This window comes from Gynuella sunshinyii YC6258 (genome assembly GCF_000940805.1).
Taxonomy (GTDB): domain Bacteria; phylum Pseudomonadota; class Gammaproteobacteria; order Pseudomonadales; family Natronospirillaceae; genus Gynuella; species Gynuella sunshinyii.
Genome location: NZ_CP007142.1, coordinates 5785333 through 5803021, shown reverse-complemented (window position 1 = coordinate 5803021; position 17689 = coordinate 5785333). Strand labels below are relative to the sequence as shown.

General features: G+C 49.5%; 15 protein-coding genes. 5 read left to right on the top strand and 10 right to left on the bottom strand.

The features are described 5' to 3' along the window. The first annotated feature begins 229 nt into the window (after nt 1-229). Together YC6258_RS24080 and rimI are read left to right on the top strand one after the other, a co-directional pair. The gene (locus tag YC6258_RS24080; protein WP_044619144.1) at nt 230-904 is read left to right on the top strand and encodes a hypothetical protein; all 675 of its coding nucleotides are present in this window, start codon (nt 230-232) and stop codon (nt 902-904) included. After that, on the top strand, nt 894-1331 hold the full coding sequence (gene rimI, locus YC6258_RS24075; protein WP_044619143.1) for a ribosomal protein S18-alanine N-acetyltransferase: 438 nt from the start codon (nt 894-896) through the stop codon (nt 1329-1331). Before YC6258_RS24080 ends, rimI begins: the two co-directional genes overlap by 11 nt. On the opposite strand, the gene cmoB is transcribed toward rimI, so the two are convergent. After that, on the bottom strand, nt 1303-2331 hold the full coding sequence (cmoB, locus tag YC6258_RS24070; protein ID WP_044619142.1) for a tRNA 5-methoxyuridine(34)/uridine 5-oxyacetic acid(34) synthase CmoB: 1029 nt from the start codon (nt 2329-2331) through the stop codon (nt 1303-1305). The two genes, rimI and cmoB, sit on opposite strands and share 29 nt — an antisense overlap. Continuing rightward, complete coding sequence (gene cmoA, locus YC6258_RS24065) at nt 2328-3047, bottom strand: carboxy-S-adenosyl-L-methionine synthase CmoA (RefSeq protein ID WP_044619141.1); 720 nt, start codon at nt 3045-3047, stop codon at nt 2328-2330. Before cmoA ends, cmoB begins: the two co-directional genes overlap by 4 nt. A 286-nt stretch (nt 3048-3333) precedes the next feature. Here cmoA and iolB point away from each other — a divergent pair, with 286 nt between their 5' ends. Continuing rightward, nucleotides 3334-4143 carry a 5-deoxy-glucuronate isomerase gene (gene iolB / locus YC6258_RS24060; RefSeq protein WP_044619140.1) on the top strand — a complete coding sequence of 270 codons (810 nt, stop codon included), beginning with the start codon at nt 3334-3336 and terminating at the stop codon, nt 4141-4143. A gap of 32 nt (nt 4144-4175) precedes the next feature. On the opposite strand, the gene YC6258_RS24055 is transcribed toward iolB, so the two are convergent. Further along, nucleotides 4176-5054 carry a LysR family transcriptional regulator gene (locus YC6258_RS24055; protein WP_044619139.1) on the bottom strand — a complete coding sequence of 293 codons (879 nt, stop codon included), beginning with the start codon at nt 5052-5054 and terminating at the stop codon, nt 4176-4178. A gap of 100 nt (nt 5055-5154) precedes the next feature. Here YC6258_RS24055 and YC6258_RS24050 point away from each other — a divergent pair, with 100 nt between their 5' ends. Beyond that, entirely contained in the window at nt 5155-6102 is a 948-nt protein-coding gene (locus tag YC6258_RS24050) for a DMT family transporter (RefSeq protein ID WP_144407735.1), read from the top strand. Between the two features lie 159 nt (nt 6103-6261). After that, nucleotides 6262-7290: a Gfo/Idh/MocA family protein gene (locus YC6258_RS24045; RefSeq protein ID WP_044619138.1), complete on the top strand. Its 1029-nt coding sequence runs from the start codon at nt 6262-6264 to the stop codon at nt 7288-7290. Between the two features lie 16 nt (nt 7291-7306). Here YC6258_RS24045 and YC6258_RS24040 read toward each other — a convergent pair whose 3' ends face one another. From YC6258_RS24040 to YC6258_RS24010, 7 genes are all read right to left on the bottom strand, one after another. Next, nucleotides 7307-7513 (bottom strand): hypothetical protein, encoded by a 207-nt coding sequence (locus YC6258_RS24040; protein WP_044619137.1) that lies wholly within the window; start codon nt 7511-7513, stop codon nt 7307-7309. A gap of 74 nt (nt 7514-7587) precedes the next feature. Next, nucleotides 7588-8514 (bottom strand): sugar ABC transporter substrate-binding protein, encoded by a 927-nt coding sequence (locus tag YC6258_RS24035; protein ID WP_052830544.1) that lies wholly within the window; start codon nt 8512-8514, stop codon nt 7588-7590. A 60-nt stretch (nt 8515-8574) separates the two neighbouring features. After that, nucleotides 8575-10077: a CoA-acylating methylmalonate-semialdehyde dehydrogenase gene (locus tag YC6258_RS24030; protein ID WP_044619136.1), complete on the bottom strand. Its 1503-nt coding sequence runs from the start codon at nt 10075-10077 to the stop codon at nt 8575-8577. Between the two features lie 48 nt (nt 10078-10125). Further along, complete coding sequence (gene iolE, locus YC6258_RS24025; protein WP_044619135.1) at nt 10126-11025, bottom strand: myo-inosose-2 dehydratase; 900 nt, start codon at nt 11023-11025, stop codon at nt 10126-10128. 71 nt (nt 11026-11096) lie between these two features. Beyond that, nucleotides 11097-12947, bottom strand: coding sequence for a 3D-(3,5/4)-trihydroxycyclohexane-1,2-dione acylhydrolase (decyclizing) (gene iolD, locus YC6258_RS24020; RefSeq protein WP_044619134.1), 1851 nt, complete (start codon nt 12945-12947; stop codon nt 11097-11099). Nucleotides 12948-13049: 102 nt separating this feature from the next. After that, nucleotides 13050-14969: a bifunctional 5-dehydro-2-deoxygluconokinase/5-dehydro-2-deoxyphosphogluconate aldolase gene (locus YC6258_RS24015; protein ID WP_044619133.1), complete on the bottom strand. Its 1920-nt coding sequence runs from the start codon at nt 14967-14969 to the stop codon at nt 13050-13052. A gap of 401 nt (nt 14970-15370) precedes the next feature. Further along, on the bottom strand, nt 15371-17539 hold the full coding sequence (locus tag YC6258_RS24010; RefSeq protein WP_044619132.1) for a methyl-accepting chemotaxis protein: 2169 nt from the start codon (nt 17537-17539) through the stop codon (nt 15371-15373). Between the last annotated feature and the right edge of the window lie 150 nt (nt 17540-17689).

The window sequence follows — 17689 nt, the reverse complement described above, 5'->3', positions numbered from 1 at the left end:
TTATGCATGTCGTTTGAGGGACCTGCTTGGTATCGATGCGGGGGGGTTGGAAGCCATGGATCAAACTCTTTGGTCGACGCATTACCGACAACACCTATGCTACACTCCACAACTTCGCGCTTGGCCACCTTTATATTTTTAACGGATTTTGTTTTTTTCGAGGATGTCTGTGAATCATAATGAGTATTTAACATCCGTTTTTAAAATACGCCCCTGGAGTCCCCGGTTTTTGCTTCATGCACCTGTCAGACAAGTGATTGTGTCTGCAGATTTCGAGCATGTGCCAAATTCAGTAACACCTCAAATTGAAGAACGGATATCTCTGCCTTCTGAAGTACCTCCAAGTCCATCAGTGGTGGTTGAACCTCAGGCTATCATTTCTGAAAGCACTCTTCCTGAGCCTGTTAACGAAGACGATGATTCTTCTGTGGCACAAGTGGCAGAATACGGTGAACCGGTAACATTTAATCTCGCGATTATGATTTCGGGTAACTATGTCCTGCTTGATGGTGTTGATGGCAGAATTGACCCTGTTGTCAGAGAGCTTAAGCACAAGCTCGCCGAAAACATCATGAAGATATTTCATTCAAATATCCCGCAGTTCTATGAGCTTTCATGGCCGTTATTTGATCATCCTGATGCCCCAAAAGATGCTCCAACTGCACGTGAATATGTGCAAAGCAAATTAAGAACGTTCATAGAGCATGACAATGTAACATTGATTATCTGTGGTAAGGTGGCTGAACAATACTGTATAGGCAATAACCATAAACCAGGTGATTCACTGAATTCAGAAATGGGCCGTTGCCTTGTGACGTTCAGTTTAAGTCAGCTGTTGAGTTCCCCAAAAATGAAACGGGAGTTTTATCAGTTTTTGATTCCATTATTGAAAGATGAAGATTAGATATGCCCGGCCAGAAGATCTTCAGGCCATGATTTTCCTCGATGGAAACCACGATTTTCCCTGGGGAAAACAAAACATAATGCATTCAATTGATGGCACCAGGAAGACTCTATGTTTGGCATTGGAAGAGCAGGTGATCGGTTTTCTGGCGTATAGTCTGATTCAGGACCAACTGGATATTCTGCATATAGCGATTGCCAGTAAGCATCAGGGATGTGGTTATGGACGCAGATTATTAAATTTTCTACTAACAGAAATTGAATTGCCTGTTGGAACAGAAGTATTTCTTGAAGTGAGAATCAGTAATACCCCTGCTAGACATTTATATCAGTCATTGGGTTTTAACGAGATTGGCATACGGAAAAACTATTATCGATATGCCAATCACACTGAGGATGCTATTCAGATGGTACTGACGCTGGTTTGATGTGATAGCGTGGTAGCTTGGTATTTTCCAACGGTTTGTTGGCAATCAGAATGGCTCTTCGTGGTGCTGGCAGTCCCTCTACCGTTATGTGTTTTGTATTGGGGTGGAGATAATCCGGCAGCGAAGTGCCAGGCTTCCAGTCAGAATGTTTTTGTTCCTGCGTACTCGTATATGACTCCTCAACTGTGCGAACATTGACAAATCCGGCTTTCCTAAGCCAGGATTCCAATGCTTTTGATGAGGGCAGAAAGTAGATATTGTTCATCATTGCGTACCTGCTTTCAGGCACCAGCACAGTCTTTTCGTCTCCTTCCACTACCAATGTTTCCAATACCAGTTCTCCACCAGGTTTTAATGTCGCTTTCAGGTCGGTCAAGTGGTCGAAAGGAGAGCGGCGGTGGTATAGAACTCCCATAGAAAACACTGTATCCCAGAATTCCATGTTGGCTGGCAGCTGTTCGAGAGTCATGGGCAGTACATTCAGCCTATGGGTTTGAACAAAGCAATTAAGTGCCAGGAACTGACAGACGCTCAGATAACTGGGATCAATGCCCGTTACAGTGGCGGCACCGGCTGCCAGCATTCTAAAGCCGTAATAGCCATTGCCGCTGCCAACATCCAATACTTTTCTATGCCTCAGATCTGAGAGAAATGGCATAACTCTGTTCCATTTAAGATCACAGCGCCACTCTGCATCGATGCTGTGGTCAAAAACATGAAAGGGGCCTTTTCTCCACGGCATTAGTTTTTTGAGCTGTTGTCCAATGGTCTCTGACAGTGAGGGGGTCATTTGCTCTGAAGTAATAGCGACCCAGTCTTGATTCAATTGGCAGGTAACATCGGGAACGGCAGGTATCTGCTGGAGCACATTCAGAAAACGGGGCAGATTGCCATCTTTTGATTGAAACCAGAGATGTTGCAGCAGCTCTTCAAATGCCGGTCGCCATTTGCCAAACCCATGACTTTCAAGACAATCCAGGTGGTGTTCGAAGTAATTCATTTTTGCGCAATAATCGAAAGAAAGTTAAAACATTGGAACCATTTTTCTGAGCGTCGGAAACCGGCTTGTTTGAGTCGATCCTGGTGGGTATCAAGACTGTCAGTAATCATCACATTCTCAAGCGCTTTGCGCTTCTGACTGATTTCCAGCTCGCTATACCCCTGGACTCTTTTGAAGTTCAGATGCAGTTCATTCAACCATTCTGTGTTTGCTTCAAGGGCAATTTTTTCCGATAGAATCACGACACCATCCGGTCTTAAACCACGATAGATGTTTTCCAGTATGGCCAGTCGGCGTTTTGGGCTGATGAACTGCAAAGTGAAGTTCATGACGACTACACTGGCATTCTCAATATGAGTGTCTTCCAGATTCTGATGTATTAACTGGATCGGCGTCGGGTAATCTTCAGTTTCAATAAAATCCCTGGCCCGCTCAAGCATGTCTGCGGAGTTGTCGACGGCAATAATCTGGCAGCCTGTTTGTTTCAGACGATGCTGTATTGAGAGAGATACTGCTCCGAGAGAGCAACCCAGATCATAAATATTGCTGTCGCTTTGCGCATAGTAATCGGAGATGGCACCGATATTACTGACCAACGTACTGTAACCTGGAATCGAGCGCTTGATCATATCCGGAAAAACCCGGGCTACGCGTTCGTTGAATTGGAAATCTTCAATTGATGAGAATTCCTGTGAAAAGAGTTGATCTCGTTCCATCTACATAACCACTGATATAAAGAGGCGGCTATTCTAACAGGGTCTGGTCTGGCTTAAACGGTCTGATGTTTATTTCGAAGAGTGTTTGTTTTTAGCCAGCATGATTGGATTCAACGCACTGAATTTTGTTCATTGATGTGGGCTATTGAGATCATCGAAAACGTTTGTTCAATGGAATAAATATTTCATGTATGATTGCATAAATACAAATATTTCATTTTGTGATTCATTTATTCACTGGTTTTAACGTTCTTTTCCAAAAAGCACAGCATATCAGGAGCAAGCCATGTCAAAATTGCTAGTCCGCCCCGGAGATCCGGACCAAAATGGTCGTATCCTCCAGATTACGCCTGAGTCCGCAGGCTGGAAATATATTGGTTTTGAAGTATATAAACTGCAGCCTGGTCAGACATTGGAACAGCAGACACTGGATCAGGAAGTTTGTTTGGTGCTGGTGAGTGGTCGTGCGACAGTCAGTACCGGCGATCAGGTTTGGGAAAATATTGGAGAGCGCATGGATGTGTTTGAAAAAATTCCTCCTTATGCGGTTTATATTCCCAACGACAGTCAGTACGTCGTTGAAGCAACAACTGAGCTGGAGCTGGCAGTTTGTAAGGCACCTGGTTTTGGCAATCATAAAGCCAGATTGATAGAACCGGATCCTGACAAAAAATGCTCAACCAGAGGACAGGGCTCAAATACCCGTTTTATTCAGGATATTCTGCCCGACTGGGATGAGTCCGCTGACAGTCTGCTGGTGGTGGAGGTGTACACTCCGGCCGGGAACTGGTCCAGTTATCCCCCTCACAAACATTCTGTCGATAATCTTCCGCAGGAATCATTTCTGGAAGAAACCTATTACCATCGCCTGAATCCGTCTCAGGGTTTTTCATTCCAGCGTGTCTACAATGATGATCGTTCATTGGACGAGACTATGAGTGTCGAAGACCGAAATGTGGTTATGGTGCCGGAAGGGTATCATCCGGTGGGCGCACCGCATGGTTATGATCTGTATTATCTGAATGTCATGGCCGGTCCAAAACGGGTCTGGAAATTCCATAATGATCCTGACCATGAATGGATGCTGAAATCATAATCAGTCATCATGACCGGCACTCGGATGCCGGTTTATGACGGCATATTGCTGAAACCCTCTGCGACATTTGCAAGTGCCCGGATGGCCGGGGTTTCAGAATTTTTTCGCCAGATCATATAAGTAATGGCCTGGCGGATATCGTTTTCCGGAGCCTCGCTAATCAGGCTGTGATAGGCCGGATTGAGCGCCAGTACTGCTTCAGGAACCATGGCGATTCCCATTCCGGCGATGACACAACTGAGCATGGTGTGGTAACTGGGAATTTCAATTGTCCGGTCAGGTCGCCGGCCGCTTCTGGCCAACCAGCTCTCCAGTCTGTTTCGATAACTGCATTCGTGTGTAAAACCAACAATGGTTAGCGGCTCTGGCAGATTTTCAGGACCTTGCCGCTGCAGATTGTATGTTGGTGGTTTGACAATGATCAGGGACTCTTCGAACAGTGCCAGGGTTTCCAGTCTGGCATCGTCCGGAGGGTCTGACACCAGTGCAACATCCAATGCTCCTTGCAGAACCTTTGCTGCAATGGTTCCGGAGGCCCCGGTGGTCAGCTCAATCTGTACCTGTGGGTACAGTTGATGGTAGCGCACCAGCACACTGGGCAGTCTGACGGCTGCCGAACTTTCCATGGAGCCAATACTGAGACGCCCTGCGGGTTGGTCACTGTGTAACTCACTGATGGCTCGTTCGTGAAGGTCGATCATTTCTCGGGCGTATTGCATGAGTCGTTGCCCCGTAGGTGTTAACTGGAGCCGGTTATTGTCCCGGGAAAATAACGCCAGTTGCAGTGACTCCTCCAATTTTTTGATACGGGCAGTAATGTTTGACGGTACCCGGTGAAGACTTCGGGCTGCAGCGCTGATACCGCCGTTATCGACCACCGCCTTAAAAATAATCAGATCACTGATATCCATTGTTTTCTCATTAAATGAAAATTATGTTCATAATAATTCATTTTTTGTGAATGCGAAAACACCATAAACTCAAACAGTTATTTGTTTGAGGGGAGGCTGGGTGTTGGATCAGGAAGCTCATGAAAGGGCCCGAAAAGGGAAAGGAATATGGTTTGGTTTGGCCGCAGTTGCCATTTGGACTGGTTTTATTCTGGTATCACGAGCGGGAGCGTTGTCCGGAATGGAGATGACAGAAGTGGTTGCGGTACGTTTTGGCACGGCTTCGATCATATTGCTGCCATATATCTGGAAGTATCGAAAACAGTGGTTTCAGCCGCGCATATTTGTTTTGGGCAGTATTGGTGGACTGGCCTATGCTCTGGCGGTATATGCCGGATTTGAACGGGCCCCGGCCAGTCACGCGGCGCTGTTGCTGCCTGGATTGATGCCTGTGGTCATTGCCATATTGGCAGGGCTCGTGTTACAGGAGTCAAGGTCCGTTGGCATGTGGGCAGGCGTTGCTGTCAGTACCCTGGGCATACTGGTTTTGGTGTTCGAATCCTTAGTGGTTGGCCGTGAATATTTGATTGGAGATATGTTGTTTGTGTTGGCCTGTCTGTGCTGGGGCAGTTATACCGTGTTGTTAAGATGCTGGAAGCTTCAACCCTGGTCAGCCACCGTAAGCGTGGTCGCTGTTTCATCAATTCTCTATTTGCCGGTTTATCTGTTTTGGCTGCCTAAGGGAATAATGGTGGTCAGTTGGCAGACAGTCGCAGTTCAGGCGATATACCAGGGCATCCTGGCAACCATCGTACAGATGGTACTGTATGTCCGAGCTGTACAGTCAATTGGAGCAACCCGCATGGGGGCTTTGATGGCATTGATACCGGTCAGTACCGGTCTGCTGGCGGTCCCATTATTTGGTGAAGCAATATCCCTGGGTGCCATGCTTGGAATGACCCTTGGTGGACTGGGGGCGATGGTTATGATTGTGTCCGGTTGTTCAAAGCCAGGCTGGTATTACCGGCTGGGGCGGCGGTTACGGTTCTTGTCGTTGCCTGAGAGTTGATTGTCGTGCATATAACGGAGTCGTACTGCGCCGGGATTCAATATTTTTTTGTATCAAAAAAATGTTAAGGTCATAATCGTATGTCGCTGATTTCTGATCCTATATGTCGTCAGCACCGGTCCTGATCAGGGGCCGCTTATTGATCAACAGGGGGTAGGTATGAATCAACCATTAAATGATTCCAGTATCAAGAAGGTAAAATGGGGCATTATTGGCACTGCAAATATTGCCCGTAACGCTATTGTGCCGGCACTCCAGGCAAGCCCATGGTGTGAGATTCAAGCGGTTGCTTCACGCAATATGGACAAATCAAAGGACTTCGCCGCAGAGTTTTACATTCCGGTGGCCTACGACAGTTACGATGAAATACTGGATGATCCCGATGTTGAAGCCGTCTATATCCCTCTTCCCAATCATTTGCATCTGCAATACGCATTGAAGGCCGCACAAAAAGGCAAGCATGTTTTGTGCGAAAAACCGATCACCATGAATGCTGAGGAAGCCAAACAATTACGTGAGGTTCCTGACGGAATTATTGTTGCCGAGGCGTTTATGGTTCGTCATCACCCTCAGTGGCATAAATTACGGCAGTTGATTCGTAGCGGGCAGTATGGTCAGGTCAGAAATATGCAGGCGATGTTTTCTATCAGCCTGGATAAGCCCGATGATTTTCGTTTCAAACCGGAGTTTGGTGGTGGTGCCATTTATGACCTCGGGTGTTACACCACGATGAGTGCTCGCTATGTATTTGAGCAGGAGCCGGAAAGAGTGTTCTGTTCGGTGATCCGCGATCCTGCCAGTCAGGTTGATATGACTGCCAATGCGATTCTGGATTTTGGCAATGGCCGTCGTGCCACATTTACGGTGAGTATGGAGATGGCAGCCAGTCAGAGACTGCAGGTTATCTGTGAGCAGGCATTGATCGATCTACCTGCTCCGTATGTTCCCGGAACGCAGCATCCCGCTGAAATCTGGGTGAGTGAAACTGGTGATCTGACAGAGATGTTGATGCGACCTGTGGAAGTGGATCAGGTGGCTCAGTATGAAAATGAAGTCACCAACTTTGCCAAAGCCGTGCGTGGAGAGATCTCACAGGAATATGCTGTTGAGGATGCTATTCGGCAGATGCAGGTGATAGACGCTTTGTTTGCCTCCGCAGCTACGGAGACCTGGCAGTCGGTCCTATAGTTGATTGGTGACGGGGTTATTCCCCGTCACTGTGTTCATCTGGGGACATGGGTTCGAAGTTATAAAACAACGCCCAGAGACAATATCCGGTCATGCCAAGGGCAATGATGCCCCAGAAAGAAGAGCCCGTTGCCCACTCATACAGCGCCCAAATAAAGCAAAATACCGTTACCGCAATACGCCGCCACAAAGGTTGAAAAAAGACCACATCCCTTTCTTTCATATCACTTACTCTCGTATTGAAACCGGTGGTGAAGCTTAGCAGCCAGGTCTATGAGTACAAGCCTTTTCAAAACATCAGGGCTGTAGATACCGTTCCATGTTCGCTGGAGTGACCAGCTCAAAAGGAATCCAGATATTCCTGGGTACTGACTGACCTGTCGCCAGCTTTTGTGCAGCCCGAATAGCTGCTGCTCCCTGTTCTTTGGCGTTCTGATAAACAGTAATGTCCAGGTCCCCGGCGGCCATCGCTCTGAGACCGTCAGGTGTGGCATCAATGCCGGCAATGACGAGGCTTTCCATATCAGCATGAGCGGCTTTGAGCGCCTGAATCGCGCCAATGGCCATTTCATCGTTGTTGGCAATGACGGCATCGAATTGGATCCCAGAGGTCAGCCAGTTGCTCATAAGGTCATACGCTTCGGTGCGTGACCAGTTGGCCACCCGGTTATCTACAATCCGGATACCGGCGCATTCTGGTGTCGTAATGACATCCCTGACATCCTGGGTCCGGGTGTGAGCAGAATGGTTTTCCAGTGGACCCATGATGATCACTACATTGCCACGGCCGTTCAGCAGTTGGCAGACCGCTTTTGTTTGCAGGGTGCCGGAATCGAGTTCATTGGAACCAATGAAGCTGGCAGTATCCGGCAGCCGATCGACATCAATGGGTGGGTGGTTAACGTAGACCAGCGGAATATGCGCTTCTTCGGTCAGTTGGGTAATGGCCATGGTGGAATCCCCATCGACGGCATTAACGATAATGGCGTCGACACCACTGGCGATGAAGCTCTGTACCTGATTGAGCTGACGACCCACATCCAGATTGGCATCTTCGATTTGTAAGTGCAGGTCGGGTGTTGTTTGTGCCTGTGTCTTCATGCCATTCAACAGAATGGTCAGAAACGGATTGTCCAGCGAGGTCATGGTTACGCCGATATTGAGTGCCGAGCTGTATCCACAGAGGACACTGCAGAACACCGCAATTATTATTTTTATCTTCATTGCGCTTGTCCGGGACAGTTGAAAAGACCGGTAAGTCAGGCTTACCGGTCAACAGTTGGCTTACTTCATGGTTGGCATGGAAAATTCCGCTCCGGCTCTCTGGCCGGTGGGCCAACGCGCCGTGACGGTTTTCATTTTGGTGTAAAACCGCACGCCATCAGGGCCATGCATGTGCAGTGGACCAAATAATGAACGCTTCCAGCCACCGAAGCTATGGAACGCCATTGGCACCGGAATAGGAATATTGACGCCGACCATACCGACCTGAATGTCTTCACAGAATTGTCGTGCGCTATCGCCATCACGGGTAAAAATAGCGGTTCCATTGCCATACTCATGAGCATTAATGAGTTTTACCGCTTCATCGTAACTGCTCACTCTGACAACGGACAGTACCGGTCCGAAAATTTCTTCGTTGTAAATCCGCATTCCCGGTTTGACATGATCAAACAGGGTAGGGCCCACGAAATAACCGTTTTCATGACCAGGGTAAGTAAAGTTACGGCCATCTACAATCAGCGTGGCACCTTCTTCCACGCCGCTGTCGATATAGGCTTTCACTTTGCCAGCATGTTCTTTGCTGATCAATGGCCCCATGTGGCTCTCTTCCGGCAGGCCAATACCCGGGCCGACACGCATGGTTTCAATTTCTTTGGTCAGAGAGGCGATCAGATGGTCAGCCACCTCATCGCCGACGCAGACGGCCACTGAAATGGCCATGCAGCGTTCACCGGCAGAGCCGTAAGCGGCCCCCATTAATGAGTGGACGACCTGTGTTGGGTCTGCGTCCGGCATGATGACCATGTGATTCTTGGCACCACCCAGTGCCTGTACCCGCTTGCCGTGTTCGCTGGCTGTACGGTAGATATATTCGGCAATAGGGGTGGAACCGACAAAACTGACTGCGGCGATTCGGTCATCCGTTAACAACACATCAACCGCTTCTTTGTCACCATTAACGATATTGAATACACCTTCGGGCAGTCCGGCTTCCGCCAGCAGTTCCGCCAGCCGGTACGTGGTGGCCGGATCTTTTTCGGAAGGTTTCATCACGAATGTGTTGCCGCAGGCAATGGCAATCGGGAACATCCACATGGGGACCATGGCGGGGAAGTTGAACGGCGAAATACCGGCACAAACGCCCATCGGCTGCATTAGCGAGAAACTGTCCACGCCTCGACCGACATTGAGGCTATGTTCGCCTTTGAGCAGATGAGGAATGCCACAGGCGAACTCCACCACTTCCAGACCCCGGGTCAGTTCGCCTTTGGCATCGGAAAACACTTTGCCGTGCTCGGATGTGATCAGGGTCGCCAGTTCATCAGCATGTTCTTCCACGAGCGCTTTGAACTTAAACAGGATGCGGGCCCGATTTAATGGTGTCACTTTGCTCCAGCTGACGAATGCTTTTTCTGCCGCCGCGATGGCCTGACGGGTTTCTTCGGCAGTGGACAGGGTTACCTGGGATGACTGTTCTCCGGTTGCCGGGTTAAAGACAGGGCCGAAGCGTCCGCTGGCGCTGGCCACTGCCTGATTGTTGATAAAATTTCCGAGTACTTTCATGTTCTACATCCTCGTTTTGTCTTCGCTGACCGTTTCCGCCTGGTCGGGTTACTTTTGAATGCTCAGTCCTGCGTCAGCGCACAGTTTGACCAGATTGTCATGCCCCATGGTTGCATAAGTGAGGGGGTGGGCAACGGCCGGATCCTGTTCTGCTTCGACCACCAGCCAGCCTTGGTAGTTGGCTTCTTTGAGGCCTTTGAACAGGGTTGGATAATCGATAAAACCGTCTCCAGGAACGGTAAACACACCATCGAGTACCGAATCGAGGAAGCTTCTGTCGCGGTTGAGAGAGTCTGTCAGTACCGCTTTTCTCATGTCCTTGCAGTGCACATGATTAATTCGACTGGCATGGCGTTTTTGAACGGCGATCGGGTCGCCGCCGGCATAGGTCAGGTGGCCGGTATCGAGCAGCAAGCCAACGGAATCCCGGGTCATTTCCATCAGTCTGTCCACTTCCGCCTCAGTTTGCACGACAGTTCCCATGTGGTGATGGTAGGCAATTTTGACACCCTGATCCTGACAGTAGTCGGCCACCTGATTAAGGCGACTGGTGAACTCTTTCCATTGTTCGTCGGTCATGTTGGGTTTATGGGACAGAGGGGTTTCACGCTGACCGTGTATGCAGCCGGTTACCTCGCAGTAGACCATGGCCGTTGCGCCCAGGTCCTTTAATAATTTGAGATGGCCCTGAATGGCTTCGATTTCAGCTTCGACGCTGCGGTTCAGCAGCTCAGAGCTATACCATCCTGACACCAGGCTCAGGCCATGGTTATCCAGAATAGGGCCGAGCACTTCGGACTTGCGGGGAAATTTCTGTCCCAGCTCAAAGCCGGAAAATCCAGCCTGTTTGCCTTCGCTCAGGCAGGTTTCCAGCGGCGTATCCGCTCCAAGTTCAGGCAGATCATCATTGGTCCAGGTCAGTGGATTGATACCCAGTCTAACGCTCATTTTTATTCTCCAAGAAATGTTGGCGCTGCATGCCAACAGTTTGCTGTCGGCATACGTTCGTTTTAGAAAATTTAGAAATTCTTTGCCTGCTTAACTTTATGTGCTTCGTATCCTTTCCGGGCTTGTTGTACTTCTTCGCGTGGTGATACTTCGGGAATGGCAACATCCCACCAGGCTCCACCTTCACTGGCCACGGTAATGGCATCGGTATCAATGGCAATGACGTAACTGATATCCGATGCTTTGGCCCGTTCCAGTGCAGCTTCCAGTTCGGTAATGTTATGCACCTGCTCAGAGCGGGCACCAAGAGCGGCGGCATGAGCGGCAAAGTCTGTTTTTGGAGCGCCGTTTTCGGTACTCAGACAATCATCCAGAAGATTATTGAACGGTGCACCACCACAGGCATTCTGCAACCGGTGAATACAACCAAAGCCCCGGTTATCCAGCACCACAACAATGATTTTCAGTCCCAGCATGACAGAAGTGGCCAGCTCTGAGTTCATCATCAGATAAGAACCATCTCCGACCATTACGAATATTTCTGACTCCGGTCGGGCCATTTTAGTGCCTACGCCGCCGGCAATTTCGTACCCCATGCAGGAATATCCGTATTCCATGTGATAACCCTTGTCATAACGGGTACGCCAGAGTTTCTGCAGCTCACCGGGCAAGCCCCCGGCGGCGCAGACAACGATGTCTTTTTCGCCGGCCGCACGGTTGACGGCACCCACGCATTCAGCGTCGGTAGGCAGGTTGGTACCGCGATCCGTGGTGGCGGTATCGACTGATTTGTCCCAGTCGGCTTTGAGTTGCGCGGCTTTTTCAATCCACAGTCCGTCCGGTTGCCAGCCCTCCAGGCCTTTTTGCAGTTGTGGCAGGATGGTTTTGGCATCCCCAACCAGAGACTGTCCTTTGTGTTTAATGGCATCAAATGACGCAACATTGAGACACAGCAGCTTGGCGTCTGGATTGATCAGTGCCCGGGAGCCTGAGGTGAAGTCTCCCAGGCGGGTGCCGACTGCAATGATCAGATCCGCTTCAGCGGCCAGTGTATTGGTGGAGGCCGCACCAGTTACGCCCATGCTGCCCATATTGTCTTTGTGGTCCCATGGCAAGGCACCTTTGCCTGCCTGTGTTTCGCCTACCGGTAAATGATAGCTGGAGACAAAGCTGTCCAGTTCAGCCAGTGCGCCGGAGTAATGGACTCCACCGCCGGCCACGACCAGCGGCTTTTTGGCCTGACGGATCAGGGTGATGGCTTCCAGTAGCTCATTGGCATCCGCTCCCGGGCGGCGCTGGCGGTGAATTTTTTCGGCAAAGAAGCTTTCCGGATAATCAAATGCCATGGTTTGTACGTCTTGTGGAATTGCCAGTGTGACCGGGCCACATTCCACCGGATCGGTTAATACTCTCATCGCCTGTGGAAGCGCATTGAGCAATTGTTCCGGACGGGTAATACGATCAAAAAAACGACTGACCGGTTTAAAGCAATCATTCGATGTCAGGGTCATGTCGTGAAAGTTTTCCACCTGTTGCAGCACCGGGTCCGGCATCCGGGTGGCAAAGGTGTCACCGGGCAAAAACAACACCGGGATACGATTGACGTGAGCAACGGCGGCGGCGGTTACCATGTTCACTGAACCCGGACCGGCAGATGCGGTACAGGCCATCATCTGGCGACGGTTCATGGTTTTGGCATAAGCAATGGCCGCATGCGACATGGCTTGTTCATTGTGAGCACGATAAGTTGGCAGTTCATCGCGAACGCGATACAACGCTTCACCCAGACCGGCGACATTGCCGTGACCGAAGATCGCCCATACACCGGCGAACATGGGTTTGATCTCGCCATCAATGTCCACTTTCTGAGCGGTCATGTATTTGATGATGGCCTGGGCCATCGTGAGTTTAATTGTTTTCATGATTGCTGACCTCTTGAATCTTGATTCTGCTGAAGCGCCAGTCCGGCCGGTACAGCCTAACGCCATCGCCGGCCGACATTGCTGATGTACTGCAATACTTGATTAACTGTTGTTATTGCGTTCTTTCCAGAAGGAAACGAGTTCCAGATAATTTTGTACGACACCGTCGATGAGCTGTTGGTCGTTATACTCACCCCGCAGCCATTGCCGGCTGGGTTCACTGAAAATGGTACGACCGACGGCAAAACCTTTGCAGATACTAAAACCGGCGCTGTCATTGAAGCCTCTTTTCAGTTCATCCGCTGGAGCGTCCAGACCGAGCATAACCACCCCATGACAATGGGGATCTCTCGACTCAACCAGTCTGGTAATTTTTTTCCAGGAAGTCCGAGTCTGTGGTGGCAGTTTCCACCAGTCAGGAAAGACTTCAAGGTTATAAAACCGCTCCATGGCGGTCACAAATGTATCGTCTGTGATTGCTGACCCTTGTGGCGGAATCAATTCCAGCAACAGCTCATGACCTGTGACGCAGCAGGCTTTATAGAGTTCCTTAACGCGACGTTCCTGAGCCAGTCTCAGTTCCGGTGTGTCATCGGGATGATAAAACACCAGGCATTTTACAATGTGCTCGATCGGCCACTGTCTTAGTCTGGCGCTGATATTATTACCGCCTTCAAGTTCGAGTGGGCGGGAACTGGGAAGTTCAACCGGGCGTCCAATCCACCAGCCTTTGCCGGTCACGTCGTTGAGTGCATCCTGGCCATAAGTATCATCAATCAAAACCCCTGGCTGGCTGGTGCCAATCTGACTGGCTCCCTTTTCTGCCGCCTTGACCAACAATCTTTTGAGATATTTGATTTTGCCCGGATCAACATTTTCCTCTCGTGCCATATCGAACAATTGCTTGCGATGATCAAATGCCAGAATGCATAGATCGTCCCATTGCTGGCCGCGGCGTTGCGCTGTCACGCGATGCAGTTTATTCAGCGTTTTGTCGAGATCAGGACGGGGTACGCTGTGTGCTCTGGTGAGGTAGTTATCCAGCTCCTCTGCACTTGGAATGGCCGGTGCGCATCCGTGGCGGGATACCACCAGTGCACCGCAGGCATTGGCGTAAGCGCAGCAACGCTCATAAGATTCGTCCCGCAGCCAGCCACGTAAAAAGCCACTCATAAAGGCATCGCCGGCACCGAGCACATTAAGTACTTCGATTCGAACGCCCTGAAAGGCTTCGAAGTCTGAGGCGCTGTCGGGAATCTCACCATCCAGCACGGTACAGCCGAGTTCACCCAACTTCAGAACAATGGTTCCATTGGTCAGTTCGCGGATTTTCTTCAGTGCGGTAATCGTGTCAGTACTGCCACCGGCAATATGGATTTCCTCTTCTGTTCCAACGATCAAATCAAGGTCAGGCAGAATGGATTGCAAATGTTGACTGACGCCATCATCGGAAATAAAGCGGGTTTCACCATCTCCGAGTGATGTCAGACCCCACAACACCGGGCGATAGTCGATATCAAGAACAACTTTGGTACCCGCGGCCTTGGCGTATTCGATGGCTGTTTTACTGGTTTTATAAGTCTGCTCGGTGGAAAAGTGAGTGCCGGTAATCAACAGGGCCTTACTGGAGGCGATAAACTCAGGGCTGAAATCGGAGCTGTCGATGGCCATGTCCGCACAGTCTTTGCGGTAGAAAATGAGTGGAAAGGTTTCTTTGTCTTTGATGCCCAGAATCACCAGACCCGTCAGACGTTCTTTATCGGTGACCACATGACTGACATCCACTCCGGCCCGGGCCAGTTCTTCGCGAACAAAACGCCCCATATGTTCATCGCCGACCCGGGTCAGCATTGCTGATTTAAGGCCCAGACGAGAGGTTCCGAATGCGATGTTGCAGGATGAGCCTCCGAGATACTTGGCGAAACTGCTTTCATCTTCCAGACGACTGCCAATCTGTTCGCCGTAAAAATCAACTGCGGCACGCCCAAGGCATATCAAGTCCAGAGTTTTATTCTTGCTCATGTGTTGTGTACCCGTATTTTGTTAGGTGGAAACGGTCTTCCACTGTTCGGTATCGGCGGCCCAAATGCGTAAAAAGCTTGCATGGTCCTGTTATTTCATTTTTTAAAAGAATAGAACATAAATTCCATAAAGACAATATGAATACATTACGTCGCCAGGGTTGGTCCGGGTTACAGGGATGCCAATTCATGCATATTTTTTCACGGTTCTGATACGACGGAAGCCAAGTGTCGATTAAATCGAACTTGTTATAAGGAGTACCGAGAATGAAATTTTTTTTCTAAATGAATGCTACCATGCACAATGGACCGTTTTTTTTTGGAATAAATATTCCATTGTTTTTAACAACAAGCTGTGTCAGGTATTCAGACCAGAGCTTGTTGGCTATGAGTAGTTACTAATCAGCTTTTGACCTTAAAGGTACTGATCAGGCCCTGTAGCTGTCTGGCCTGTTGAGTCAGAACTTGTGCCGCACTGGCACATTCCTCTGCGCTCTGACTGTTCTGGTGAGTTACCTGATCAATCTGTTCAAGTCCGATGCTGGCATGTTTTAAGGCAGAGGCCTGTTCGCTCGAAGAGAGTGCAATTAACGAAACGAGATCTGAAACCTTCTGAGCAGAAGTGACAATTTCTTTCAGCGATGCGGCGGTCTTAGCGGCGATTTCGGTACCCGCGCGGGTTTTCTCCGTAGTGCTCTCTATCATTGCTGCGGATTCGGACGCTGCTTTTGAGCTGCGCGCAGCCAGGCTGCGGACCTCATCTGCAACAACGGCAAAACCACGGCCCTGTTCTCCGGCTCTGGCCGCTTCAATGGCAGCATTCAGGGCCAGCAGGTTGGTCTGACTGGCGATGTCGTTGATGGTTTTGATGATATCCGTAATGTTTTTGCCTGAGTCGCCAATTTCCTTCATGGCATGGTTCAGTTCTTCCATCAACTGATTGCCTTCTTCCGCATGGCGTTGAGATTCTTTCGAGAGTACGTCAGCCTGGTGTGCATTCTCTGCGCTTTCTGATGTCTGCTGGGTCATTTGAGTGATTGTGGTGCTGATTTCAGTGACAGATGTTGCGGAGTTTGCTGCTCCTTCTGAAATGCCCTGGCTGAGTTCGGCCATTTGGGCCGCATTTTTGGAGATTTCCTGAGAACCCTGCTGAACCTGACTCACTAATGCATTGAGGTGTTCAATCATCCGCTGCAGAGCCAGACCGAGCTTATCGCGATCAGATGCCAGGTTCACAGTCTGGTTCAAATCACCCTGTGAAATGCGTTCCGCCAGCAGAACCTGCTCTTGCAGACTGCTGGCCATTGTGTTCAGGGCGTCAGTCAGCTGACCGATCTCATCATTGGATTTATGATCGAGCCGTTTCGAAAATTCGCCGACACGAATATCCTGAGCCAGCTCTACCGCACTTGAGACCGGTTTGGCCAGTCGGCCGGCCAGCAGCCACAGCAAGAGTACAAAAGCAGCGGACACTATAACCCCGACGACAATCTGCCAAAGGCTGCTGTCGACACTGCGATCAGCCATTTCTTTTTTCAATGTTAGTACGTCTGACAGCGCAACTGTCTGCGGTAATGAGATCATGACTGACCAAGGTGTTGTGGTTTTACCCAGTGTCAGCGGGACGATTGCATTGAGTATCTGGTTATCGTCAGAGTAGAAGGATTTTGTGGTTTTGTTTTGCGTGTCCTGGATAATTTCAGTGGCGCTGTCAGGCACGACAGATGAGATGTGTTCGCCTGTCAAATCGGGGTTTTCGCTTTCGGCGATAATGATTCCATCATAATTGATAACGATGGCCCGCCCCTGTCCTTTAAACAGGTCGGCATCGAGCTGTTCAACCAGCTGTTGGATAAATGCCTGGTTATAGGTTATGCCGGCTATGCCCAGAAACTGATCGTCGACGACGATTGGTACAGATAAGGATATTTGCCATATTTTAGAGCCGTTGTCGGTGATGACAGGAACAGGTCCGTATACGCTTTCCTGTAGGGTACTTTTGGGGATCTGATACCAGCCACCTTTTAAAATGCCGTTTGCAAATGAATCCTGGTTGTCATAATTATCGAGAGTGGCCACAACTGCTTGCCCGGTACTATCTCTACTCCAGCTTGGCAGAAAACGACCAGTGCCGGCCTCACTACCAGTGTCATCGCTTTTGCGGAAAAAGAGATCCTGGTTATCCAGTGCCTGAGGTTCCCAGGCAGAAAATGTAGAATAAAAATTATCGTTATTTAGCAGGATGGTTTTCAGCAGGTTGTTGATCCGGTTGCGATCTTGCCCCATGGCCTTGCGTACACCTTCTTTTTGCGCAACTTCAAAGCTTTGCGCCATAGTCCGGGCAGCATCTAATCCTTCCTGCAGTTTTGCCTGGATATAATTGGAGCGTGCCGAAGCAAGATTATTAATGTTCTGGAGGGTATTTTCCCGCACCAGGGACGTGATCCTGGCCGATATGATGGACTGGGTGGAAGTCGAACTGTACAGACCATAAGCAATTAACAGAAGTGATGCAATGATAAGACAGAGTCCAGCGCTGAGCGCAATTTTAAACCGGACATTCAATTTCATCTCAATATCTCTTGACAGCGCAGTTGTTAATAATTATTGGATGCGGCTTTGCTCAGTATAGAGCAATATTCTGGTGTTATTCGAAATTTCAGAAGCCAGAGCGTTTGCAATAATAATGATGGAGCTTTGCATTCATTAATCATTATCATT

Excerpts from the sequence above, each read along its gene's own strand:
- rimI (WP_044619143.1), top strand. The coding sequence starts at position 894 with ATGAAGATTAGATATGCCCGGCCAGAAGATCTTCAGGCCATGATTTTC.
- YC6258_RS24055 (WP_044619139.1), bottom strand. The coding sequence starts at position 5,054 with ATGGATATCAGTGATCTGATTATTTTTAAGGCGGTGGTCGATAACGGC.
- iolE (WP_044619135.1), bottom strand. The coding sequence starts at position 11,025 with ATGAGCGTTAGACTGGGTATCAATCCACTGACCTGGACCAATGATGAT.
- iolD (WP_044619134.1), bottom strand. The coding sequence starts at position 12,947 with ATGAAAACAATTAAACTCACGATGGCCCAGGCCATCATCAAATACATG.
- cmoB (WP_044619142.1), bottom strand. The coding sequence starts at position 2,331 with ATGAATTACTTCGAACACCACCTGGATTGTCTTGAAAGTCATGGGTTT.
- YC6258_RS24040 (WP_044619137.1), bottom strand. The coding sequence starts at position 7,513 with ATGAAAGAAAGGGATGTGGTCTTTTTTCAACCTTTGTGGCGGCGTATT.
- YC6258_RS24035 (WP_052830544.1), bottom strand. The coding sequence starts at position 8,514 with ATGAAGATAAAAATAATAATTGCGGTGTTCTGCAGTGTCCTCTGTGGA.
- cmoA (WP_044619141.1), bottom strand. The coding sequence starts at position 3,047 with ATGGAACGAGATCAACTCTTTTCACAGGAATTCTCATCAATTGAAGAT.
- YC6258_RS24010 (WP_044619132.1), bottom strand. The coding sequence starts at position 17,539 with ATGAAATTGAATGTCCGGTTTAAAATTGCGCTCAGCGCTGGACTCTGT.
- YC6258_RS24045 (WP_044619138.1), top strand. The coding sequence starts at position 6,262 with ATGAATCAACCATTAAATGATTCCAGTATCAAGAAGGTAAAATGGGGC.
- YC6258_RS24030 (WP_044619136.1), bottom strand. The coding sequence starts at position 10,077 with ATGAAAGTACTCGGAAATTTTATCAACAATCAGGCAGTGGCCAGCGCC.
- iolB (WP_044619140.1), top strand. The coding sequence starts at position 3,334 with ATGTCAAAATTGCTAGTCCGCCCCGGAGATCCGGACCAAAATGGTCGT.
- YC6258_RS24015 (WP_044619133.1), bottom strand. The coding sequence starts at position 14,969 with ATGAGCAAGAATAAAACTCTGGACTTGATATGCCTTGGGCGTGCCGCA.